Annotated in this window: 22 protein-coding genes; 13 read left to right on the forward strand and 9 right to left on the reverse strand. The window is 69.8% G+C overall.

Annotated elements, in window-relative coordinates; translation table 11 throughout:
- Positions 1–339: beta-galactosidase (locus tag FE633_RS48695; RefSeq protein WP_246113842.1), on the reverse strand; the 339-nt coding region annotated here is incomplete at its 3' end.
- A 185-nt stretch (positions 340–524) separates the two neighbouring features.
- Between FE633_RS48695 and FE633_RS26555 the strand changes: the two genes are divergently transcribed.
- Genes FE633_RS26555 through FE633_RS26570 form a run of 4 tightly spaced genes read left to right on the forward strand, consistent with a single transcriptional unit; the run spans position 525 to position 4,694 of the window.
- Entirely contained in the window at positions 525–1,844 is a 1,320-nt protein-coding gene (locus FE633_RS26555; protein ID WP_138047711.1) for an extracellular solute-binding protein, read from the forward strand.
- Positions 1,841–2,764 carry a carbohydrate ABC transporter permease gene (locus FE633_RS26560; protein ID WP_138047712.1) on the forward strand — a complete coding sequence of 308 codons (924 nt, stop codon included), beginning with the start codon at positions 1,841–1,843 and terminating at the stop codon, positions 2,762–2,764. The genes FE633_RS26555 and FE633_RS26560 overlap by 4 nt, the downstream gene beginning before the upstream one ends.
- Positions 2,761–3,666 carry a carbohydrate ABC transporter permease gene (locus FE633_RS26565; RefSeq protein ID WP_138047713.1) on the forward strand — a complete coding sequence of 302 codons (906 nt, stop codon included), beginning with the start codon at positions 2,761–2,763 and terminating at the stop codon, positions 3,664–3,666. The genes FE633_RS26560 and FE633_RS26565 overlap by 4 nt, the downstream gene beginning before the upstream one ends.
- A complete protein-coding gene (locus tag FE633_RS26570; RefSeq protein ID WP_138047714.1) occupies positions 3,663–4,694 on the forward strand; it encodes a LacI family DNA-binding transcriptional regulator in 1,032 nt (343 codons plus the stop codon). Before FE633_RS26565 ends, FE633_RS26570 begins: the two co-directional genes overlap by 4 nt.
- A 56-nt stretch (positions 4,695–4,750) precedes the next feature.
- On the opposite strand, the gene FE633_RS26575 is transcribed toward FE633_RS26570, so the two are convergent.
- A complete protein-coding gene (locus FE633_RS26575) occupies positions 4,751–5,188 on the reverse strand; it encodes an SseB family protein (RefSeq protein WP_138047715.1) in 438 nt (145 codons plus the stop codon).
- 363 nt (positions 5,189–5,551) lie between these two features.
- On the opposite strand from FE633_RS26575, the gene FE633_RS26580 reads away from it, so the two are divergent.
- The 3 genes from FE633_RS26580 (at position 5,552) to FE633_RS26590 (ending at position 7,078) form a co-directional block, all read left to right on the forward strand.
- A complete protein-coding gene (locus tag FE633_RS26580; RefSeq protein ID WP_138047716.1) occupies positions 5,552–6,136 on the forward strand; it encodes a TMEM165/GDT1 family protein in 585 nt (194 codons plus the stop codon).
- 117 nt (positions 6,137–6,253) lie between these two features.
- Positions 6,254–6,598, forward strand: a complete 345-nt coding sequence (locus tag FE633_RS26585; protein WP_138047717.1) for a VOC family protein — start codon at positions 6,254–6,256, stop codon at positions 6,596–6,598.
- An 84-nt stretch (positions 6,599–6,682) separates the two neighbouring features.
- Entirely contained in the window at positions 6,683–7,078 is a 396-nt protein-coding gene (locus FE633_RS26590) for a MarR family winged helix-turn-helix transcriptional regulator (protein ID WP_138047718.1), read from the forward strand.
- A 90-nt stretch (positions 7,079–7,168) separates the two neighbouring features.
- Here the strand turns inward: FE633_RS26590 and FE633_RS26595 are convergent, their stop codons facing one another.
- Positions 7,169–7,576 carry an SseB family protein gene (locus tag FE633_RS26595; protein ID WP_138047719.1) on the reverse strand — a complete coding sequence of 136 codons (408 nt, stop codon included), beginning with the start codon at positions 7,574–7,576 and terminating at the stop codon, positions 7,169–7,171.
- Positions 7,577–7,964: 388 nt separating this feature from the next.
- Here FE633_RS26595 and FE633_RS26600 point away from each other — a divergent pair, with 388 nt between their 5' ends.
- Positions 7,965–9,230, forward strand: coding sequence for an alpha-L-fucosidase (locus tag FE633_RS26600; protein ID WP_138047720.1), 1,266 nt, complete (start codon positions 7,965–7,967; stop codon positions 9,228–9,230).
- A gap of 54 nt (positions 9,231–9,284) precedes the next feature.
- Here FE633_RS26600 and FE633_RS26605 read toward each other — a convergent pair whose 3' ends face one another.
- The 3 genes from FE633_RS26605 to lnt form a co-directional block, all read right to left on the reverse strand.
- On the reverse strand, positions 9,285–11,504 hold the full coding sequence (locus tag FE633_RS26605; RefSeq protein ID WP_138047721.1) for an NADP-dependent isocitrate dehydrogenase: 2,220 nt from the start codon (positions 11,502–11,504) through the stop codon (positions 9,285–9,287).
- 113 nt (positions 11,505–11,617) lie between these two features.
- A complete protein-coding gene (locus FE633_RS26610) occupies positions 11,618–12,091 on the reverse strand; it encodes an NUDIX hydrolase (RefSeq protein ID WP_138047722.1) in 474 nt (157 codons plus the stop codon).
- 88 nt (positions 12,092–12,179) lie between these two features.
- Entirely contained in the window at positions 12,180–13,793 is a 1,614-nt protein-coding gene (lnt, locus tag FE633_RS26615) for an apolipoprotein N-acyltransferase (RefSeq protein WP_138047723.1), read from the reverse strand.
- A gap of 219 nt (positions 13,794–14,012) precedes the next feature.
- Here lnt and FE633_RS26620 point away from each other — a divergent pair, with 219 nt between their 5' ends.
- Positions 14,013–15,095 (forward strand): O-antigen ligase family protein, encoded by a 1,083-nt coding sequence (locus FE633_RS26620; protein WP_138047724.1) that lies wholly within the window; start codon positions 14,013–14,015, stop codon positions 15,093–15,095.
- 8 nt (positions 15,096–15,103) lie between these two features.
- Here FE633_RS26620 and FE633_RS26625 read toward each other — a convergent pair whose 3' ends face one another.
- On the reverse strand, positions 15,104–15,661 hold the full coding sequence (locus FE633_RS26625) for a hypothetical protein (protein ID WP_138047725.1): 558 nt from the start codon (positions 15,659–15,661) through the stop codon (positions 15,104–15,106).
- A gap of 156 nt (positions 15,662–15,817) precedes the next feature.
- Positions 15,818–16,603 carry a glutamate racemase gene (locus tag FE633_RS26630; RefSeq protein WP_171060130.1) on the reverse strand — a complete coding sequence of 262 codons (786 nt, stop codon included), beginning with the start codon at positions 16,601–16,603 and terminating at the stop codon, positions 15,818–15,820.
- A 58-nt stretch (positions 16,604–16,661) separates the two neighbouring features.
- Between FE633_RS26630 and FE633_RS26635 the strand changes: the two genes are divergently transcribed.
- Positions 16,662–17,837, forward strand: a complete 1,176-nt coding sequence (locus tag FE633_RS26635; protein ID WP_171060131.1) for a glycosyltransferase — start codon at positions 16,662–16,664, stop codon at positions 17,835–17,837.
- Between the two features lie 20 nt (positions 17,838–17,857).
- On the opposite strand, the gene FE633_RS26640 is transcribed toward FE633_RS26635, so the two are convergent.
- Positions 17,858–19,201, reverse strand: a complete 1,344-nt coding sequence (locus tag FE633_RS26640; RefSeq protein WP_138047742.1) for a TerD family protein — start codon at positions 19,199–19,201, stop codon at positions 17,858–17,860.
- Positions 19,202–19,503: 302 nt separating this feature from the next.
- Between FE633_RS26640 and FE633_RS26645 the strand changes: the two genes are divergently transcribed.
- From FE633_RS26645 to FE633_RS26655, 3 genes are all read left to right on the forward strand, one after another.
- Complete coding sequence (locus FE633_RS26645; protein ID WP_138047726.1) at positions 19,504–19,941, forward strand: DUF6643 family protein; 438 nt, start codon at positions 19,504–19,506, stop codon at positions 19,939–19,941.
- Positions 19,942–20,046: 105 nt separating this feature from the next.
- Complete coding sequence (locus FE633_RS26650) at positions 20,047–20,871, forward strand: MOSC domain-containing protein (RefSeq protein ID WP_138047727.1); 825 nt, start codon at positions 20,047–20,049, stop codon at positions 20,869–20,871.
- A gap of 186 nt (positions 20,872–21,057) precedes the next feature.
- Entirely contained in the window at positions 21,058–21,663 is a 606-nt protein-coding gene (locus FE633_RS26655; RefSeq protein WP_171060132.1) for an Rv1733c family protein, read from the forward strand.
- The last annotated feature ends 103 nt before the right edge of the window (positions 21,664–21,766 follow it).

A 21,766-nucleotide genomic window follows, 5' to 3' on the forward strand; every position in this document is an offset into this window, starting at 1 on the left:
CGAGCCGAACTCGTACCGCGTCCCGTCGGCGGCCACCGGCAGCGCCTTGGGGTGCGCGCGGTAGAACCAGGCCGGCGGCGCCACGGTCGGCGTGCCGAGGTCGGCGCGGATCCCGTGTTCGTGCAGGAGGTCAAGGAGTCGGTCGAGCCAGCCGAACGCGTACACCCGGGGTGAGGGTTCGAGCAGCGCCCAGGAGAAGATCCCGACGCTCACCATGGTGACACCCGCCTCGCGCATCAGCCTGACGTCTTCGTGCCAGACGGATTCCGGCCACTGCTCGGGGTTGTAGTCCCCGCCGAAGGCGAGCCTGGTGAGGCCCTTGGGGGTGGTCTCCGGCATGGATCTCTCCCGTTGAGTCGATCATTTGGGAACGTGCACACACAGCGCGATCGGCGCGAGGCCAACATAACCGCACAGCAACAACCATTGACAAGTGTCCTGGATGTTTCTCTACTGTGAACGCTCACAGAAGCATGGCGCGGTCGCCGCAGCAGAGCGGAGGCCCAGGTCAGGGAGAAAGATCCATGCCAAACACGAAGCTCGGTCGTCTTGTGGCCACCTCGGTGGCCGTCGCGCTCGGTGCCACCGCACTCGCCGCCTGTGGCTCCTCGGACGACGACAGCAAGGCCGACTCGGGACCGGTCTCGCTCACGTACTGGTCCTGGACGCCGGGCATGGACAAGGTCGCCGACCTGTGGAACAAGGGCCCGGGCAAGAAGGACCAGATCACGGTCACCGTGAAGAAGCAGGCGTCCGGTGACACGCTCGTCACCAAGATCCTGACCGCGCACAAGGCCAAGAAGGCCCCGGACCTGGTCCAGGCCGAGTACCAGGCCCTGCCGACCCTGGTCAGCAATGACGCGCTCGCCGACATAGCCGGCGAGGCGGACGGGGTGAAGGACAAGTTCGCCGAGGGCGTCTGGCAGCAGACGACGCTGGGCTCGGACGCGGTGTACGCGATCCCGCAGGACTCCGGGCCGATGATGTTCTACTACCGCCAGGACCTCTTCGAGAAGTACGGCCTCAAGGTCCCGGAGACCTGGGACGAGTTCGCCGAGACCGCCCGCGCGCTGAAGAAGAAGTCCCCGGACACGGACCTCACCACGTTCTCCGCCAACGACTCCGGCCTCTTCGCCGGTCTCGCGCAGCAGGCCGGCGCCAAGTGGTGGACCACCGAGGGCGACAAGTGGAAGGTCGGCATCGACGACGCGGCCTCGCAGAAGGTCGCCGACTTCTGGGGCGGCCTCGTCAAGGAGGGCGCCATCGACAACCAGCCGATGTACACGCCGGCCTGGAACAAGGCGCTCAACACCGGCAAGCAGATCGCCTGGGTGAGCGCGGTCTGGGCGCCCGGCACACTGACGACCGCCGCTCCCGACACCAAGGGCAAGTGGGCCATGGCCCCGCTGCCGCAGTGGACGGACAGCGACACCGTGACCGGCAGCTGGGGCGGCTCCTCCACCGCCGTCACCACGGACTCCCAGCACAAGGCGGCCGCCGCGAAGTTCGCCTCCTGGCTGAACACGGACCCGGAGGCGCTGACCGCGCTCGCGAAGGAGGGCGGCATCTACCCCGCCGCCACGACCGCGCAGACCAGTGACGCGTTCGCCGAGCCGCCGGCCTTCTTCGCCAACCAGCCGGACTTCTACACCAAGGCCGCCGACATCGCGAAGACCACCGCTCCCTCCGCGTGGGGCCCGAACGTGAACGTCGCGTACACCACCTTCAAGGACGCGTTCGGCGCGGCCGCCAAGAACAAGTCGGACTTCGGTGCCGCCCTGAAGACGATGCAGGACGACACGGTCGCCGACCTCAAGAAGCAGGGCTTCGAGGTCGCTCCGTGACCACCGCACGCCGGAAGTCGTACGGGGTCAAGGGGGCCCCGTACGCCTTCCTCCTTCCCGCGACGATCCTCTTCGCCCTCTTCTTCGCTCTCCCCATCGGCTACGCGATCTGGCTCAGCCTCCACAAGGTCCAGGTCAAGGGCCTCGGCCTCGGCTCGGGGGCCCGCAGCGAGGTCTGGGCGGGCCTCGAGAACTACACCGACGCGCTGACCGACTCGGAGCTGCTGCACGGTGCCCTGCGCGTGCTCGGGTACGGCGCCATCGTGATCCCGGTGATGCTCGGCCTCGCCCTGCTCTTCGCGCTGATGCTCGACACCGACCGGGTGCGCCTCGCGCCGTTCACCCGGCTCGCGGTCTTCCTGCCGTACGCCATTCCCGGCGTCGTCGCGGCACTGCTGTGGGGCTTCCTGTACCTGCCGGACGTCAGCCCCTTCTACTTCGTGCTCGACAAGCTGGGCATGCCGCAGCCGGACCTGCTGGACGGCGGACCGCTGTACCTCGCGCTCTCCAACATCGCCGTCTGGGGCGGCACCGGCTTCAACATGATCGTCATCTACACCTCGCTGCGGGCGATCCCGGCCGAGGTGTACGAGGCCGCCAAGCTCGACGGCGCCACCCCGCTGCAGATCGCCCTGCGGATCAAGATCCCGATGGTGGCGCCCTCGCTGGTGCTGACCTTCTTCTTCTCGATCATCGCCACGCTCCAGGTGTTCAGCGAACCGACCACCCTCAAGCCGCTCACCAACTCCGTCTCCACCACCTGGAGTCCCCTGATGAAGGTGTACCAGGACGCCTTCGGCAAGAGCGACATCCACTCGGCGGCCGCCACGGCCGTGATCATCGCCCTCGTCACGCTAGCGCTGTCCTTCGGATTCCTGCGCACCGCGAACTCCCGTACCAGGCAGGAGGAAGCACGATGAGTTCTCTTGCCGTCCGCAAGGCCGCTCCGGCCGCGGACACGACACCCGGCACCGCCCAGGGCCCGCCGCCGCGCCGCCGGATCGCCTTCGTGCCGACGCTCACCCTGCTGCTCGGCGCGCTCTACTGTCTGCTGCCCGTGGCCTGGGTGGCGATCGCGGCCACCAAGTCCGGCCGTGAGCTGTTCTCCACGTTCACGTTCCTGCCGGGCACCGGCTTCGCGGAGAACCTCAAGGACCTCAACGCCTACCGCGACGGCGTCTACTGGAGGTGGATGGGCAATTCCGCCCTCTACGCGGGCCTCGGCGCGCTCCTGTCGACGGCTGTCTCGGCGCTCAGCGGCTACGCTCTCGCGATCTACCGCTTCCGCGGCCGCGAGACCGTGTTCAACATCCTGCTGGCGGGCGTGCTCATGCCGCCGGTGATCCTGGCGATCCCGCAGTACCTGCTTCTGGCGAAGGCCGACCTTACGGATTCGTACGCGTCGGTGCTGCTGCCCCTGGTGCTCTCGCCGTACGGCGTGTATCTCGCGCGGATCTACGCCACGGCGGCCGTCCCCGGCGATGTCGTCGAGGCGGGGCGGATGGACGGGGCGAGTGAGTGGCGGATCTTCACGCGGATCGCGCTGCCGATGATGATCCCCGGTCTGGTGACCGTCTTCCTGTTCCAGTTCGTGGCGGTGTGGAACAACTTCCTGCTGCCCTACATCATGCTCAGCGACGACGAGAAGTTCCCGATCACACTCGGTCTGTTCACGCTCCTCGAGCAGGGCGCCAACACCCCCGCCCTGTACACGCTCGTGATCACCGGCGCCCTGCTGGCGGTCATCCCGCTCATCGCGCTGTTCCTGGTCATCCAGCGGTTCTGGAGTCTCGATCTGCTGTCCGGAGCCGTAAAGTCATGACCATGAACCACTCGGGTGGCCGGCGCAGGCCGCCGACGATCCACGACGTCGCGCGCGAGGCCGGCGTGTCGCGGGGCACGGTCTCACGCGTACTCAACGGCGGGCACTACGTGAGCCCTTCGGCACAGGAGGCGGTCAACGCCGCCATCCGCAAGACGGGTTACGTCGTGAACCGGCACGCCCGCTCACTGATCACCGGGCGCTCGGACTCGATCGGATTCCTGCTCACCGAACCGCAGGAGAGGCTCTTCGAGGACCCCAACTTCAACGTCCTGCTCCGGGGTTGCACCCAGGCTCTGGCGGCGCACGACATTCCGCTGCTGCTGATGGTGGCGGGCACGGAGGACGAACGGCGCCGCATAGCGCGATACATCACCGCGGGCCACGTCGACGGAGTGCTGCTGGTCTCCAGCCACTCCGGCGACCCGGTCGCCGAACGGCTGCGGAAGGCGGGGGTGCCGCTGGTCGCGTGCGGCAAGCCCATCGGCCTGGGGTCCAAGGTCAGTTACGTGGCGGCGGACGACCGGGACGGCGCACGGGACATGGTGCGTCATCTGCTGTCGCTCGGCCGCCGTCGCATCGGCGTGGTGACCGGTCCGCTGGACACACCGGGCGGTGTCGAGCGGCTCGCGGGCTATAGGGAGGTGCTCACCGAGGCGGGCATCGAGGTCGACGAACGGCTCATCGTCTCCGGCGACTACAGCCGCTCCAGCGGTGAGGCGGGCGCCGAACGGCTCCTCGACCGGGCGCCGGACATGGACGCCGTCTTCGTCGCCTCCGACCTGATGGCGCAGGGCGTGCTGACCGTGCTCCAGCGGTCCGGACGCAGAGTCCCCGAGGACGTCGCGGTCGGCGGATTCGACGACTCCCCCGCAGCCACTGCCGCGAGCCCCGAGCTGACCACGATCCGTCAGCCCTGGGACCGCATCAGTGCGGAGATGGTGCGCGTACTCCTCGCCCAGATCAGCGGCGAGGACCCGGCGGCGGTGATACTGCCGACGGAGCTGGTGAAGCGCCGGTCGACATGAGACACGGGGCTTCAAGGGCTTCAAGGGCTTCAAGGGCTTCTAGGGCTTCAAGGGCCTCACTGTTCGCCGAGCAGTAATCGCACGCCGTCCACCGACAGCGTCAGCGTCTCCGGCGAACCGGGGTCGATGGTGAGCGAGAGGCCGCCGTCGGGCCAGTGGGCCGGGAGCAGGCCCAGGGGGACGAGGCGATAGCACTCGACGTCCGGCAGCACCTCGGCCATGCGCGCCTCCGAGGTGAAGACCTGCACGGTGCGGCCCGTCAGCGGAAGGTCCAGTTTCAGCGCGTCCTCCGCGTGCGTGGCGTCGGCGTCCGTTGCGTCCGCGTCCGCGGCCTCGGCGTCCGTGTCGTCGATGGGGTCGGGGGCGGCGGGCAGCAGCACCTGGCTCCCGGCCAGCAGAGCCCGCGCGTCGCTGTCCTGGCCGTTGTGTGCCAGGACGCCCAGGGCGCGCACGATGACGGTGGACGTGTCTTCGTCGGGAGGGTTGATGGTCATGGCGGTGCGTTTTCTTCCGTACCCCACGGGCGAGAGGTTCCGTCTGTCGGGGATGTCTTTCGCCTACCCTTCGATCGCACGCTCATGCGAGGCCCGCGCGGACGACCGGTACCGGGACCGGTAGACTCGGCCCCCGCGAAGGGGAGTAGCTCTGCGAACCGGTCGTCGACACACTGGAACCCACGGGTTCCCGGTGGCCGGGCCCGATGTGAACACACGGGTGGGCGAGACCTTCGGCCAGGCATGATGCGTCGCACGGTGTGCGACGCACCCGTCATGCCGGGCCGATCGGTTCTCCCGTCGCCCCAGCCGAGGGCGTTTCGCGAAGATCCGGAGGCCCGGCCCGTACAGAAAGCCACCCGGATGTCTCTCGACCCCCTGACGGTCATCACCGCCTTCGGGCTGATCTTCCTCGCCGAACTGCCCGACAAGACGATGTTCGCGTCGCTGGCCATGGGCACCCGTATGCGGCCGTTGTACGTGTGGTTGGGCACGTCGGCCGCGTTCGCCGTGCACGTCGCGATCGCCGTCGGTGCCGGCAGTCTCATCGGCCTGCTCCCCGACTGGAGCGTCAAAACCGTCTCGGCCGTGCTCTTCGCGTTCGGCGCTTTCATGCTGCTGCGCGGCGCCGGGGAGGATGCGGAGGAAGACGCGGGCGGCAAGGCCGTCACCGGGTTCTGGCCCGTCTTCACGACGGCTTTCATGGCCGTCTTCATCAGCGAGTGGGGCGACCTCACGCAGATCACCACCGCCAATCTCGCGGCCACGAACGACGTCGCGTCCGTGGCCATCGGCTCCGCGGCCGCCCTCATGTCGGTCTCCGCGCTCGCCCTGCTGGCGGGCCGTTTGATCGCCAAGCGCGTCCCGCTCAAGACCGTCCAGCGGGCCGGCGGACTGTGCATGCTCGGACTCGCCGTCTGGTCGGCCGTCGAGATCTTCACCGGCTGAACTGTCACCTCCGGAGCAACCGGTCAGGATTGGAGAAGCAGACTCCCGCCGACCGGTCATAGCGTGAGATCACCGGCGAGAACCGCCGGTGATCTCACGACCATCGAGGAGACCGTCATGCCCGAAGGCATCGAAACGATCACGTATCCCGTCAAGGACCTCGCCCGGGCCAAAGCGCTGTTCAGCACGCTTCTGGGAGTGGAGCCGTACGCGGACGAGTCGTACTACGTCGGCTTCCGGCCCGGTGGACCGGAAGTGGGCCTCGACCCCAACGGCCATGCCAAGGGTTTGACGGGACCGATCCCCTATTGGCGCGTCACCGACATCAGAACGAGCCTGGCGGAACTCCTCGAGGCGGGCGCGGAACTGCTGAAGGACGTCCAGGACGTCGGCGGCGGCAAACTGATCGCCTCCGTGAAGGACGCGGACGGCAATCTCGTCGGCCTGGTCCAGGCCCCCTGAGCCTCGACACCTTGAGCCGCTCTTACATGCACCTGCACTAGTTGCACGGTAAAGAATTGCCCTGTTTTCTGTTACCGTGCATCTATGGCAGCAGAGCAGCTCGGCGCCCGGCTCGAGGACCGGTGGCGGGACATCCTGGCGGTGCATGCGCGCACGATGTGCGAGATCGACCGCGAACTGCATCCGCACGGCCTGGGCGCCAGCGACTTCGAGGTCCTCGACATCCTCGCGTCGAGCACGCCGGCCGGCTCTACGGAGCAGTGCCGCGTCCAGAACGTCGCCGAACGCGTCCATCTGAGCCAGAGCGCGCTGTCCCGCCTCATCGGCCGCCTCGAGAAGGACGGCCTGGTCGAACGCACCGCCTGCCAGGAGGACCGCCGCGGGGTGTGGGTCGCGCTCACTCAGAAGGGCCGCGACCTGCACAGCGAGGTACGCCCACTGCAGCGCGCCGTACTGGCGCGCATGCTGAACGGCGAGTGAGTCACGACCTTCCGCGCGTCCAGTGCGCTGGGCGCCCGAGACAGGCCGGGCCCGGGACTGCCGGGCCCGGCCTGTCTCGGTGCGTCGGCCTCAGCCGCGCGGACGCGCCAGAAGGGTCCGTACGCCCTCGGAGTTGAGCGTCAGGCCGTGCGGGGAACTGGCGTCGATGGTCAGCGACAGATCCCCGGTGGGCCACTGCGAGGCGAGCGCACCCAGCGGCACGACCCGGTAGCGCGAGACGTACGGCAGTAGTTCGGCCATCCGCAGCTCCGACGTGAACACCGGCACGAGCGGCGTCTCGCCGTCCTGCTCCAGGACGGGCAGTGCCACCGTCGTGGGATCGGCCGCCGTGTCGTCGTCCGCGTCGTCGGGCACCGGTACCAGCACTTCACTGCCGGCCAGTGCGTCCAGGGCCGCGTCGTCCTCGGTGTTCTCGACCAGCACACTCAGTGCGCGCTCGACCTCCGACGTGGCGCTTTCATTCGAAGGAAACTCCATGGCACATCCCGACGTAGTGGCGTTTTTCAGGCCACCCGGGACACGTTCGGCCCGGGCGCTTTGCTCGCGTACCCGCCCCGGGCCATGGCATTCCTGCCCCACACATCACGGAACGCTCACGGAATGGGGGGATGTCGTGAGAGGGCAGCCCGAGTCGGTCACAACCCACCCGCCGCGCCGGCGGCTCCGCCGTGTTGGGGCGGACATGCGTCCAGTACGTGGCCGCGTCCCGGAAGCAGCGCCGCATCCGATGCGGGCCTCTTCTGGCCGACGACGGCCCCAGGGCCGGGCCGACGCAGCGCGAGGGCGCCCCGGATGGTGAAAACGGACCAGTAGTGGGTGACCGGCGCCCACACGTCGGTCAGCCGGCCGTGCATAGCGTGTGCGCATGCCGATGCAACCCTGGTTTCCGGACGCCAAGCTGGGCGTCTTCATCCACTACGGCGTCTACGCCGTGGCCGGAGCGGCCGAGTCCTGGTCGTTCTACACAGGCGAGATGACGCACGAGCAGTACATGAAACAGCTCGACGGCTTCACCGCGTCGCGCTACGACCCGGACGCCTGGGCCGAGTTGTTCGCCCGCGTCGGCGCGAAGTACGCGGTGCTCACCAGCCGTCACCACGACGGCGTCGCCCTGTGGGACACCGACCACCGCAATCTCGACGTGGTCCGGAACACCCCGGCCTCCCGCGACCTCGTCACCGGATTCGTCGACGCGCTGCGCGCGCGGGGCCTCAAGGTCGGCCTCTACTACTCGCACTCCGACTGGAACCACCCCGACTACGCGAGCGAGAGGCACCCCGGGCCGCACATCGTGCCGCCCAACGGCTACTCGCACGCCGAGCCCGGCAAGGAGGACCCGGAGGCCTGGGCGCGCTATCTCGCGTACCGCGACGGCCAGGTCCGCGAGCTCGTCGAGCGCTTCCACCCCGACGTGCTCTGGTTCGACGGCGAGTGGGAGCGCACCGAGGAGCAGTGGCGGATGCGCGATCTCGCCGACCTGATCCACAAGGGCAGTCCGGACACCATCCTGAACGGTCGCATGCTCAGCTACGGCGACTACGCCACGCCGGAGCAGGGCGCCCCGCTCCAGGCCCCGGACGGCCCGTGGGAACTGTGTCTCACGATCAACGACTCGTGGAGCTTCCGGCCGCAGGACCGCGACTTCAAATCGGTGCGCCAGCTGGTGCGGTACTTCACCGAGACGATCGGCATGGGCGGCAATCTGCTGCTCGGCGCCGGCCCCCGGGAGGACGGGACGATCCCCGAGGAGCAGATCGAACGCCTGGAGGGCCTCGGCGCCTGGATCGCGCGGCACTCCGACGCGGTGTACGGGACCGTCGCCGGGCTGCCCGCCGGGCACCACTACGGTCCCAGCACCCTGTCCGCCGACCGGCGCACGCTGTATCTGGTGTGCTTCGACGCGCCGCGTGACTCCGTCTCGGTGCGCGGGCTGCGCAACAGCGTCCGACGGGTCACGGTCCTGGGCACGGGTACCGAACTGGGCCACCACGTCACCGGCGGCCTGGACGCGGTACCAGGTGTGACCTGGATCGATGCCCCCGAAGCGGCCGACCTCGACGACGCGGCCACGGTACTGGCCGTCGAGCTCGAGGGAGAGCTGGACCTGTACCGCGGGGCGGGGCGGAACTGAGAAACGGGACCGCCCCGGCCGGCGGTGTGCCGACCGGGGCGGAAAGGCGAGCGCTCAGGCGAGCGAAGCGAGCGCCTGGTTGAAGGTGGCCGACGGGCGCATGGCCGCTGAGGCCTTGGCGGCGTCCGGCCGGTAGTAGCCGCCGATGTCGGTCGGCGAGCCCTGGACCGCGAGCAGCTCGTCGACGATGGTCTGCTCCTGCGCGGTCAGCGTCTCCGCCAGCGCGGCGAACGCCTTGCCGAGCTCCGCGTCGTCGGTCTGCCGCGCCAGCTCCTGCGCCCAGTAGAGCGCCAGGTAGAAGTGGCTGCCACGGTTGTCGATGCCACCGAGGCGACGGCTCGGCGACTTGTCGTTCTCCAGGAACGTCGCGGTCGCGCGGTCGAGGGTGTCGGCGAGCACCTGGGCGTGCGCGTTGCCGGTGGTCTGCGCGAGGTGCTCGAAGCTGGACGCCAGCGCGAGGAACTCGCCCAGGCTGTCCCAGCGCAGGTAGTTCTCCTTGACCAGCTGCTGGACGTGCTTCGGCGCGGAGCCGCCGGCGCCCGTCTCGAACAGGCCGCCGCCGTTCATCAGCGGGACGACCGACAGCATCTTGGCGCTGGTGCCCAGCTCGAGAATCGGGAACAGGTCGGTCAGGTAGTCACGCAGCACGTTGCCGGTGACCGAGATGGTGTTCTCGCCGCGGCGAATGCGCTCCACCGAGAGCTTGGTCGCCTCGACCGGGGACAGGATCTTGATGTCCAGGCCCTCGGTGTCGTGCTCCGGCAGGTACTGCTGGACCTTCTCGATGAGGACGGCGTCGTGCGCGCGGGTCTCGTCGAGCCAGAACACGGCCGGGTCGCCGGTCGCGCGGGCGCGGGTGACGGCCAGCTTGACCCAGTCCTTGATCGGGGCGTCCTTGGTCTGGCAGGCGCGGAAGATGTCACCGGCCGAGACGGTCTGCTCCAGGACGACGTTGCCTGCCTGGTCGACGAGGCGGACCGTGCCCGTGGCGGGGATCTCGAAGGTCTTGTCGTGGCTCCCGTACTCCTCGGCCTTCTGCGCCATCAGACCGACGTTCGGGACCGAGCCCATCGTCGACGGGTCGAAGGCGCCGTTGGCCCGGCAGTCGTCGATGACGACCTGGTAGACGCCCGAGTAGCTGCTGTCCGGCAGGACGGCGAGGGTGTCGGCCTCCTCGCCGTCCGGCCCCCACATGTGGCCGGAGGTGCGGATCATGGCCGGCATGGAGGCGTCGACGATGACGTCGGACGGGACGTGCAGGTTGGAGATGCCACGGTCGGAGTCGACCATCGCCAGCTCCGGGCCCTCGGCCAGCTCGGCGTCGAAGGAGGCCTTGATCTCGGCGCCCTGGGGCAGCGACTCCAGGCCCTTGTAGATGCCGCCGAGCCCGTCGTTCGGGGTCAGACCGGCCGCCGCAAGTGTCGCGCCGTACTTCGCGAACGTCTTCGGGAAGAAGGCGCGCACCACATGACCGAAGATGATCGGGTCGGAGACCTTCATCATCGTGGCCTTCAGATGCACGGAGAACAGCACGCCGTCGGCCTTGGCCTGGGCGATCTGCGCGGTCAGGAACTCACGCAGCGCGGCGACCCGCATCACGGACGCGTCCACGACCTCGCCCGCCAGCACGGGTACGGACTCGCGCAGGACGGTGGTGGAGCCGTCGTCGCCCTTCAGCTCGATGCGCAGTGCGCCGGCCTCGGAGATCGCCACGGACTTCTCCGTGGAGCGGAAGTCGTCCACACCCATCGTGGCCACGTTGGTCTTCGACTCGGCGGTCCAGGCGCCCATGCGGTGCGGGTGGGCCTTGGCGTAGTTCTTCACCGAGGCGGGGGCGCGGCGGTCGGAGTTGCCCTCGCGCAGGACCGGGTTGACGGCGCTGCCCTTGACCTTGTCGTAGCGGGCGCGGATGTCGCGCTCCTCGTCGGTCTTCGGGTCGTCCGGGTAGTTCGGCAGCGCGTAGCCCTGCTCCTGCAGCTCGGCGACCGCCGCCTTCAGCTGCGGGATCGAGGCCGAGATGTTGGGCAGCTTGATGATGTTCGCCTCGGGCGTCTTGGCCAGCTCGCCCAGCTCGGCCAGGTGGTCGTCGATGCGCTGGCCCTCCTCGAGGTACTCGGGGAAACCGGCGATGATCCGCCCCGCCAGGGAGATGTCCCGCGTCTCCACGGAGACCCCGGCCGTCGAGGCGTACGCCTGGATCACCGGCAGGAACGAATGCGTCGCCAGGGCCGGGGCCTCGTCAGTGTGCGTATAGATGATGGTCGAGTCAGTCACCGGGTGCTCCGCTCCACGTCTGCAACATTGCTCGACATCAAGATATCTCCTGATCGCCCCTCCCCGGACAGGGGTCCGCACAACGAGCGTCTGCCCGGGGACGACGGGCTCACTCAGGTCATGGGGTCGAACCACGTGGGCGCGTCGGAGAGTGCCTGCTTGATCCGGGACAGGGCGAACTCGTCCAGCTCGGGCAGTGCGTCGACGCTGAACCAGCCGACCTCCACCGACTCGTCGTCGTTGACGCGTGCTTCACCGCCGACGGCCCGGCAGCGGAAGGTGATGTCCATGTACTGGCAGGTGTCGCCATTCTCATAGGTGACCGGGCTCAGGGCCTGCACCAGCACGACCCGCTCGGCGACGCAGTGCACCGCCGTCTCCTCGAAGACCTCGCGCACGGCGCAGGCCGCCGGCTGCTCGCCCGGGTCCGGGATGCCGCCGATCACCGACCACTTGAGGGTGTCGGAGCGACGGCCCAGGAGCACTCTGTCCTCGTCGTCCAGGACGATGGCGGTGACTCCGGGGAGCCAGAGCAGTTGCTGGCCGGCGGTGGCCCGGATCGTACGGATGAAGTCAGGAGTAGCCATGGAGCGACCCTAACGGCGCCGCACCGTCACCCCGGTTGATTCCGGGCGCGTCCCACTTGCGTACGACAGGCGTCCGACCCGGGTACGGCTATGCGTCACCGGTGCGTCGGCCGCGCGCCCCGGCGATCACTGCCCAGCCGAGCCCGCCGGCCGCGACCAGCAGGAGCGCCATTTCGGGAAGCACGCCGAGACGCGTGGCCGGAGTCTCGGAGGAACGCAGCGGGACCTCCTGGACCAGTGAGTCGGCCACGAACATGCCGGTCTTCTGTGTGATCTTCCCATCGGGCATGATCACGGCGCTGACGCCGCTGGTCACCGGGACGGTGACGGTCCGGCTGTGCTCCACGGCGCGGACCCGGGACATGGCGAGCTGCTGGTAGGTCATCTCGCTGCGGTCGAATGTGGCGTTGTTGCTCGGTACGGAGATGATCTGTGCGCCGTCGGTGACCGTGTCACGCACGGCCCAGTCGAAGGCGGCCTCGTAGCAGGTCGCGAGCCCGACCCGGGTGCCCGCCATGGTGAACACGCCCGGCTCGGTGCCCCGGCTGAAGTCCTGGCGCACCATGGACGTCCAGTCTTTGTTGATGGCACCGACCAGCGAACGCAGCGGGAGGAATTCGCCGAACGGCTGGATCTGACGCTTGTCGTAGGTGTCGACGGGGCCCTTGTCCGGGTCCCAGAGGATCTGCTCGTTGTAGAGCTTGCCGTCCTTCGCGACGACCCCGCCGATCGAGACGGGCGCACCGATCGCCTTGGCGGCCGTGTCGATCACGGCGCGAGCGTCGGGGTTGGCGAACGGGTCGATGTCGGAGGAGTTCTCCGGCCACAGCACGAAGTCCGGCTGGGGGACGTCACCCGCTTTGATCTTCGCGGCCAGGCGCTCGGTCTCCCGGGCGTGGTAGTCGAGAACCGCGCGCCGCTGGGAATTGAAGTCGAGTCCCAAGCGCGGCACGTTGCCCTGGATGACGGCGACGGTCGCGGTCCCGTCCTCCGCCTTGTCACTGACCAGGGGCCGCGAGGCGAAGGCGCCCAGTACGGGGACGACGACGCTGAGCACAGCCACCACGGCCGCGGAACGTCGTACGGCGTGAGTGCGCCGCGTTTCGACGACCTGACGGACGATCTCGTACAGCCCGAAGCCGCACAGGACGACCGCGAACCCGAGCACGGGAGTGCCGCCCACCGCTGCGAGCGGCAGGAAGACGCCGTCCGCCTGACCGAAGGCGATCTTGCCCCAGGGGAAACCCCCGAACGGCACGCGTGCGCGTGCCGCCTCGCCGGCGGTCCACAGAGCGGCCGCCCACAAGGGCCAGGCCGGCAGCTTCGACACCGCCGCGACACCCGCGCCGACGAGTGCGACGAACACCGCCTCGATGACGACCAGGGCAAGCCACGGCCCCGGTCCGACCTCCACACCGGTCCACACCAGTAGGGGCAGCAGATAGCCGAGGCCGAAGACGTAGCCGAGGCCGAAGCCCGCCTTCCAGGTGCGGCCGCGCAGGCACCAGCCGAGGACCGCGAAGGCCGGCAGGGCGAGCCACCACAGAGTGCGCGGCGGAAAACTGACGTAGAGCAGCACTCCGGAGAGTGCCGCGACGGCGGCCGGAAGGAACCGTCGCACCAGCCGTACCCCGCGCGATGCGGGCCGGGCCTGCGGTTCGAGCTGTTCCGACTCGTCTACGGATGTTGCGGTGGCGGTCACTCCGGGAGTGTACGGCGGATGACCTGAACGCCGACAGCGCGGTCCGTCCGCCGCCGGTCAGGCACCTCACCTGCGCGCCGCATCGTTTCTGCGCAACTCGTCCACAAACCGGCGCAACACCCGTTACCGTGTGCCGAAGCCCCTCACGTACGGCCGAATCCGGCCAACCGTTCGGGGTCCGTCATGGGGGTCGGGGGGCGACGGGTGGGATCCGCGGGGATGACGTCGACGGCCGGTCCGGCATCGCCGTACGACAGACATCACGAAAGACGCACGGTGTCGGACACGACCGGCGTGATCGTGCTCGGCGCCTGCGCGGCCTGGTCCTTGATCACCGCGTCGGCGCACGGCGGCCGGCCAGAAGGAGTGCTGCTCGCGGTGCTCGCCGTGGCCGCCGGTTACGCCTCGGGACGGATCTGCGGATCCCTCCTGCCCGTCGCAGCCCCCTGCGCGGGCGCACTCGCCGGGCTCGGCCTCGCGATCACCGCCCCGCACACCACACCGGGGCCGCAGTTCGCTTCCCCCCTAGGGCATGCCGGCGCCATCGCGGCCCTGCTGGCCCTGGCCACGGGAGCCGCGTGCTGTGCGGCCTGGGCGGCCCGCCCTCCGAAGCTGCGTCTCGCGCTACGCCTCCTGGCCACCGGGATCGCGGTGACCGCCACGGTGCTGGGCTCGACGGCGGGCTTCCTCGCCAGTGCGGGGGTGCTCCTGTGCTCGCTCGCCGCCGACCGGATGCGGCGCGCCCTGGGGCTCGCGGGTCTTGCCCTCGCCGCGGCCCTGGTGACCGGAGGGACCTGGGCGATCGCCGGGAACGTACTGCCGGACGGCCTGGCCTCGTCCCTGGAGGGAAGGCTCACGGCGCAGCGGATCCAGCTGTGGCGCGATGCTCTCGACATGGCCGGCCAGGAACCGGGGCTCGGTGTCGGCCCCGGCCGGTTCCCGGAGCTGAGCTCGACGATCACGCAGTCGTCGTCACCCGATGGCATGCCGCACTCCGCGCCGTTCCAACAGGCGGCCGAGCAGGGGCTCGTCGGCGTGGTGCTGCTCGCCGCGGTGTTCTGCTGGGTTCTGTACGCCCTGTGGCGTGCCCCGCGCCCCACGCCGGTGGCGCTCACCGCGGGCGCCGCCCTGACGGTGCTGGCCGCGATCGCCGCGGTGGGCAACGCGCTGAGCTTCCCCATGGTGACGGCCGGCGCGGGCCTGCTCGCGGGCCTCGCCACCGCCAGTCCGTTGCATGAGGAGACGCCGGGAAACGCGGTGGACCAGGGCAGACGCACCCGAAGTGGTCAACTGGGGCCGTGACGGCGGTGTCAGACAGCGGTGCCAGGAGTGGTCGCCCGGAGCCGGGCCCGGATAACGCGAACAGCCGCCTCGGCGTTGTCCACCGTGACCGTGAACGTATGGCCGTCGCCGAGGCGGAGCACGAGGCCCTCACCGCGCCGGACGATCACGGCGGTTCCCTTCTCGGGCCGCCAGCGGTAACCCCATCCGCCCCACTGGCGCGGGGTGACACGGGGAGCGAAATCAGCATCGGCGATCTGTGAGAACGGGATGCGGCGGCGCGGCAGGCCGATGTGGCCGCAGCGGACTTCGAGGCAGTCCTTGTCGACCTTCACGGCGACATGCACGAACGCCAGCGTGCCGAACAGGACGAGGAGTCCCGCGGCGATGCAGCCGACCACGGACATGGCAAGCGGGGCGACGCCCGACGTCCAGGCCGAGTCGATGGCCAGTTCGATGCCCAGCGCCATGCACGCGGCGCCTCCCAGCGCGAGCAGCCACTGCACGCGGTTGGTCGCCCGGCCGTGCCATACCTCGGGATGCGGGGCGTCGGCAGCGCCCGTTTCACCGTGGGGGTGGTCCCTCATGCCATTGAGAGTACTCAGATTCCTCAGCGCGGGCACCGGGTTGCAGCCTGCTACTGCTCCGGGTGGACGCAGGTGTCCGGTCCGGCGCCAAGGGGTGTCGTTCGGATCAACCCCTCGTGCGGCGGATCCGCACCTTCGGCGCGCGGGGCCATCGCTTCAGCGCGCGGGGCTGACCGCCTGCAGCAGCCTGCCCTCCGCGTACGTCAGCGCGGCCGTGGGCAGCGGCCCCTCGCTTCCGCTGAGCAGCACCGTGAGGGTGCCTTCGGCCGGCGCCTCGGGGGCGGCCTGCTCGCCGATCCGGCGCAGGGCCTGCGCGGCCACGGCGCCGGCGGAGCCATGCATGACGAGCGGGTCGGCGCCGGGGCGCTGCACCGCCTCGCGGATGCGCTCGGCGACGAGTTCGTAATGGGTGCAGCCCAGGACGACGACTCTTACCTCGTCGGGGGTGAGCGCGGCGGCCGCCGCGACCGCGGCGTCGATCGCCGCCTCGTCCGCCTGTTCCACGGCGTCGGCGAGTCCGGGGCACGGCACCTCGGTGACCGCCACACCGTCGGCGAACTCACGGATGAGGTTGCGCTGGTAGGGACTGCCGGTGGTGGCGGGCGTCGCCCAGATCGCGACGGGTCCGCCGCTCGCGACGGCCGGCTTGATCGCCGGGACCGTGCCGATGACCGGCAGGCCGGGTTCGAGGCGGGCTCGCAGGGCTGGCAGGGCGTGCACGGACGCGGTGTTGCAGCCGACGATGAGGGCGTCGGGCCGGTGCGCGGCGGCGGCCTCGGCGACGGCCAGGGCCCGCTCCGTGAGGTCTTCCACCGTGCGCGGTCCCCAGGGCATGCCGTCGGGGTCCGAGGAGAGCACGAGATCCGCGTCGGGACGCAGACGGCGTACCGCGGCGGCAGCGGGAAGCAGACCGATTCCGGAGTCCATGAGCGCGATCTTCACCCGGTCACCATAGACGATCCGCCTCAACGGGCCATGGTGGTGCGGCAGACTGCGGCGGATGGACACCCTTGTGTGGAGCGCCTCCGGATCGCTCGCCGCGTGGCTGTGGCTGCTGCTGGGGCAGGGTTTCTTCTGGCGTACCGACCTGCGGCTGCCACCGCGCCGGGAGCCGGATGAGTGGCCGTCCGTCTGCGTCGTCGTACCGGCCCGGGACGAGGCCGCCGTGCTGCCGCACAGCCTTCCGTCGCTCCTCGCTCAGGACTATCCGGGGAGGGCCGAGGTGTTCCTGATCGACGACGGGAGTTCGGACGGCACCGGGGAGCTCGCCCGGGAGCTGGCCCAGCGGCATGGCGGGCTGCCGCTCACCGTGGACTCGCCCGGGGAGCCGCCCGCGGGCTGGACGGGCAAACTCTGGGCGGTCCGGCACGGAATCGGTCTGGCACGCGCGCGTGCACCCGAGTATCTGCTCCTGACGGACGCGGACATCGCGCATGGGCCGGACAGCCTGCGGGAGTTGGTCTCCGCGGCCCGCACCGGGGGCTTCGATCTCGTCTCGCAGATGGCCCGACTGCGGGCGGAGAGTGTGTGGGAGCGGCTGGTGGTGCCCGCCTTCGTGTACTTCTTCGCGCAGCTGTATCCGTTCCGCTGGATCTCAGTGAAGGGGGGCCGGACGGCGGCCGCGGCGGGCGGCTGCGTCCTGTTGCGCGCGGACGCCGCCGAGAAGGCCCGGATTCCGGACGCCGTCCGACAGGCCGTCATCGACGACGTGGCGCTCGCGAAAGCGGTCAAGGGCTCCGGGGGGCACATCTGGCTGGGGCTCGCCGAACGGGTCGACAGTGTGCGCCCCTACCCGCGGCTGCACGACCTCTGGCGCATGGTCTCGCGCAGCGCGTACGCCCAACTGCGGCACAACCCCCTGCTGCTGGCCGGTACGGTCGCCGGGCTGGCGCTGGTGTACTTGGTGCCGCCCGTGGCGCTCTTCGTGGGGCTCGCCTCGGGGAATGTGGGCGCGGCGACGGCGGGCGGGCTCGCCTGGCTGCTGATGACGGCCACGTACCTGCCGATGCTCCGCTACTACGGGCAGCCGCCCGGGCTCGCTCCGCTGCTCCCGGTCACGGCGTTTCTGTACCTCCTCATGACGGTGGATTCCGCGGTGCAGCACTACAGGGGGCGCGGCGCCGCCTGGAAGGGGCGTACGTACGCACGCCCCGACGCGGCGCCGGAACAGCGGTAGCGGTAGTGGTCAGGAGGAGGTCACTTGCGGCCCGGCGTCCAGTTCATGCCCCACCCATAGGCGTAGTCGACCGTGCGCTGCGGGCTCACGCCGCGCTCGGGGACCAGGTAGCGCGCTTCGCGCTGGACGACGAGGTCGCTTCCGGTGTTGGTGATGAGGGCGAGCGCGCAGACCGTCGAGGGCACGGTGCACTCGTCGAGCGAGAAGTCGACGGGCGCGCCGTGCAACGGTTGAAGGGTCACCGTGGCGTGCAGGTCGGCGAAGGAGCGGGCGCCCTCGTAGATCGTCACGAAGATGAGGATGCGGCGGAAGGCCTTTTGGTGGTCGAGGCTGATGCTGAGGTTCTCGCCACTCGCCACCGCGCCGGTGCGGTCGTCGCCGTCGAGATGGATGTACGGGGGCTGGTGCAGCGCCCCGTAGGCGTTGCCGAGCGCCTGGACGACGCCCTTGCTGCCGTCGGAGAGTTCGTACAGGGCGCACAGGTCGAGGTCGAGGTCCGCGTGCATGGCGACGGCCCGGCCCAGCTTGCTGCCCCACCCGGAGAACTGCTTGCGCACCTGCCAGTTGAGGTTCACGCGCATGGCGCCCGAGGTGCCGCCCTGCTTGGTGAGCGAGACCGACGGGGCTTCCTTGGTGAGCGTGACCTTGGTCAGGCGTACCGGTGCCGTGGGCTGCACCGGTGGTGCGGGCGGCGGAGTCACCGGCGGCGCCACCGTGACCGGCGGGGCCACGGGCGCGGGCGGCGGTGGCGTCATGGGCGGCGCGGTCTGGGACGTTGACGGCGCGGGCGGGGCCGTGGAGGGCGCCGGCGGAGCTGCGGAAGGCGCGGGCTGCGCCGCCTGCTGCGGCTCGTCCACCGTGATCCCGAAGTCCGTGGCCAGCCCTTCCAGACCGCTGCCGTAGCCCTGCCCGACGGCACGGAACTTCCAGGCACCTTGCCGGCGGTAGAACTCCCCGAGTACGAAGGCCGTCTCAACGGTCGCGCCCTCGCTGTCGAAGCGTGCGACCTCCGTGCCCTGTTGTGCGTCGAGGACCCGGATGTACAGGCCCGGCACCTGCCCGAACGTGCCACCGTCCGAAGAGGCGGCGAGCACCACCGTCTCGATCGCGGGCTCCACGCGCGCGAGGTCGACGAGCAGCGTGTCGCTCACCTGGCCGCCGGTGTTCCGCTTGCCCTCGTGCCGCACCGCGCCGGAGGAATGGACCGGCTGGTTGTAGAAGACGAAGTCGTCGTCGGAACGAACCTTTCCGGAGGCCAGCAACAGGGCCGAGGCATCCGCGTCGGGGACGCCTTGGCCGGAACGCCACCCCAACTCGACTCGGAGTCCGGTCGTGGGCACCGGAACATTCGATCCTTTAGGCATTGACATGTCTGCCCCCATCAGGTGTCACCGCGCCGTCCCCGACGACCGCGCCTCAATGCGTTGAGTCGTTGTTCGCCAACCTATTCCCCCGACAGGCGAAGGCCCATGACCTCTATAACGAGTTCACTACGCCAATCCTCGGTAACCCGCCGGGAACTCGGCTTTTACGTGATCTGAACGTGACGCGCTGCCCCTTTTTGCCAAGTTCACCCACATTGGGGACCCCCCGTCACGGCCGACACGGAAAACAACCCTCTTATCGGTCTCCCCAACCAGCACATCGTGGGCTTAACTTATGTGCCATGACCTCCCCCCGCTCCACCTACGGTGGCGGTTACTACTCCGCCTCCTTCCCGGACACCCCGATCTACGACTCGCTCGTCGCCGAGCGGGGTACCCCGCAGATCGCGCCGATCCGGGTCCCCTCGGCGTACGACTCGGGCAGCCATCTGCCCGCGCTTCCGGCAGCGCTGCCCGCCCTGCCGGCCGCTCCGTCGCCGCAGACTCCGTCGTACGGCTACCCGCAGGCCCAGCAGCCGCAGCCACTGCAGCAGGCCGCCGCGCCGTACATCCCCCAACAGACCACCGGACCGCGGGGCTACCCAGGTACCCAGACTCAGCAGCCGCAGCGCCCCGTAGCGGGCAGCACGGGCTACGAGGCGATGCGCCCGGCGGCGCCGCGTCCCGCCCCGGCCCCGTACCAGGATCCCTACAACGGTCAGCAGTACCGCGGGTACTGAGGTCCCGGGCGTGCACTGAGGTCTCTCCGGTACTGACGTCGCTCGGCGGGGGTGGTCGGTACCGGTCTCGGCGGGGTTGTCGGTACCGGCTGGCAGGATGACCCCATGTCGACGCCGGTACTGCACTCCATCCACGTCTATCCGCTCAAGGCGGCCCGGGGCCACGCCCCGCGCGAGGCCGTCGTGGAGCCGTGGGGCCTGGCGGGCGACCGGCGCTGGGTACTGATCGACGAGACGAGCAAGATCGTCACCCAACGCACGCATGCGCGCATGGCGTTGGCCGCCGCCCAGCTGCTGCCCGGCGGTGGAGTGCGGCTGTCCGGGCCCGGCCGTCAACCGCTGACCGTCCCGGTGCCCGATCCTATTGGCACGACGACGGTCCACATATGGCGCGACAAGGTGGAGGGGGTCCTCGCCGACGCCGCGGCGCACGCCTGGTTCAGCGACTACCTCGGTGTCGAAGTGCGCCTTGTGCATCTGGACGACCCGGCCACCCGCCGGCCCATCGATCCGGAGTACGCGCGCCCGGGCGAGACCGTCAGCTTCGCCGACGGCTACCCCCTGCTGCTCACCACGCTCGGCTCCCTCGACGCCCTCAACTCGCTGATCAGGCAGGGCGACCGGCCCGACGAGGGCCCGCTGCCCATGAACCGCTTCCGGCCGAACGTGGTCGTCTCCGGCACGGAGCCCTGGGCGGAGGACGACTGGTCACGGATCGCCATCGGCGAGGCCACCTTCCGGGTCGCCAAGGGATGCGGGCGCTGCGTCGTGACCACCACCGATCAGGACACCGCCGAGCGCGGCGGAGAACCGCTGCGCACCCTCGGCCGCCACCGCCGCGTCGCCGGCAAACTGCTCTTCGGGCAGAACCTGGTGCCCGAGTCCCTCGGCACAGTGCGCCCGGGAGATCCGGTCAGAATCCTCGGCTAGGGGGTGACGCAAACAACACCCCTTGGATCCTCGCGGAGGGAACCACGGCCCCGCCCACGGCCGTTGAACATGATGAGAAATGCATGAAAGGCCGGTAGGAGAGGTGATTTGGCTCTCTCTTGCCAGGCCCCGTGCGTGGACGGCTCCGATCTGGGCTATCACGGACACGGAAGGGGGTGCGGGACATTGCGGGCAATCAGGGGACTCTGGCACTGGCGTCACAACGCGCTGCGCCGCACGACCGATCTCGTCGAGGCATGGATGGCGCTGGCGGCGCTGCTGCTCATCCTGGTCGCTGCGCCCCTCGTCGGCACCCTGATCGGCTCCGTTGCCCAGGATGCCCTGCAGGATTCCGTACGGGAGCAGAGGCAGAGCCGCCATCTGGTGGAGGCGACCGTCGTCAAGAAGGCGGACAACACCCCCTTGGACCCCGATCCCGAGACGTCCTCGGCGCGCGACTCCCGCAGCCGTGTTCTCGCCAACTGGACGGGCCCGGACGGCACCGCCCAGCACGGCACGGTCATGGCCGCCCTCAAGTCCCCCCACGCCGGTGACCGGTTCACGGTGTGGACCGACGACCACGGCCGAATAATGGGCCGCCCCCTGGACACGGCCACCGCGACGACGCACGCCGTTCTGGCCGGATTCGGCGCGGCCGCCCTCTGTGCGGGACTCGTGGAAGGCGGTCGGCGACTGCTCGTCTGGCGCATGGTGCGTCGCCGGTACGCCCGTTGGGACCAGGCATGGTCGCAGGCGGGCCCGGACTGGGGCAGGACCGGTACAGGCAGCTGACAGCTGTCGCTGCGGTCAACTCCCCCTCCCCGCGCACGCTACGGTGGACCGGCCGAACTGTTCGGCACGTCGTGAGAGGCTGTCCTGGATCCCCGTCAGCGGA

The organism is Streptomyces montanus (assembly GCF_005786655.1).
GTDB lineage: Bacteria > Actinomycetota > Actinomycetes > Streptomycetales > Streptomycetaceae > Streptomyces > Streptomyces sporangiiformans.

Bases quoted from the DNA above. Each gene is read 5' to 3' on its own strand.
- FE633_RS26565 (WP_138047713.1), top strand. From the start codon at position 2,761: ATGAGTTCTCTTGCCGTCCGCAAGGCCGCTCCGGCCGCGGACACGACA.
- FE633_RS26555 (WP_138047711.1), top strand. From the start codon at position 525: ATGCCAAACACGAAGCTCGGTCGTCTTGTGGCCACCTCGGTGGCCGTC.
- FE633_RS26610 (WP_138047722.1), bottom strand. From the start codon at position 12,091: ATGGCTACTCCTGACTTCATCCGTACGATCCGGGCCACCGCCGGCCAG.
- FE633_RS26585 (WP_138047717.1), top strand. From the start codon at position 6,254: ATGCCCGAAGGCATCGAAACGATCACGTATCCCGTCAAGGACCTCGCC.
- FE633_RS26635 (WP_171060131.1), top strand. From the start codon at position 16,662: ATGGACACCCTTGTGTGGAGCGCCTCCGGATCGCTCGCCGCGTGGCTG.
- FE633_RS26575 (WP_138047715.1), bottom strand. From the start codon at position 5,188: ATGACCATCAACCCTCCCGACGAAGACACGTCCACCGTCATCGTGCGC.
- FE633_RS26595 (WP_138047719.1), bottom strand. From the start codon at position 7,576: ATGGAGTTTCCTTCGAATGAAAGCGCCACGTCGGAGGTCGAGCGCGCA.
- FE633_RS26650 (WP_138047727.1), top strand. From the start codon at position 20,047: ATGTCGACGCCGGTACTGCACTCCATCCACGTCTATCCGCTCAAGGCG.
- FE633_RS26570 (WP_138047714.1), top strand. From the start codon at position 3,663: ATGACCATGAACCACTCGGGTGGCCGGCGCAGGCCGCCGACGATCCAC.
- FE633_RS26590 (WP_138047718.1), top strand. From the start codon at position 6,683: ATGGCAGCAGAGCAGCTCGGCGCCCGGCTCGAGGACCGGTGGCGGGAC.
- FE633_RS26580 (WP_138047716.1), top strand. From the start codon at position 5,552: ATGTCTCTCGACCCCCTGACGGTCATCACCGCCTTCGGGCTGATCTTC.
- FE633_RS26640 (WP_138047742.1), bottom strand. From the start codon at position 19,201: ATGCCTAAAGGATCGAATGTTCCGGTGCCCACGACCGGACTCCGAGTC.
- FE633_RS26625 (WP_138047725.1), bottom strand. From the start codon at position 15,661: ATGAGGGACCACCCCCACGGTGAAACGGGCGCTGCCGACGCCCCGCAT.
- FE633_RS26620 (WP_138047724.1), top strand. From the start codon at position 14,013: ATGACGTCGACGGCCGGTCCGGCATCGCCGTACGACAGACATCACGAA.
- FE633_RS26600 (WP_138047720.1), top strand. From the start codon at position 7,965: ATGCCGATGCAACCCTGGTTTCCGGACGCCAAGCTGGGCGTCTTCATC.
- FE633_RS26645 (WP_138047726.1), top strand. From the start codon at position 19,504: ATGACCTCCCCCCGCTCCACCTACGGTGGCGGTTACTACTCCGCCTCC.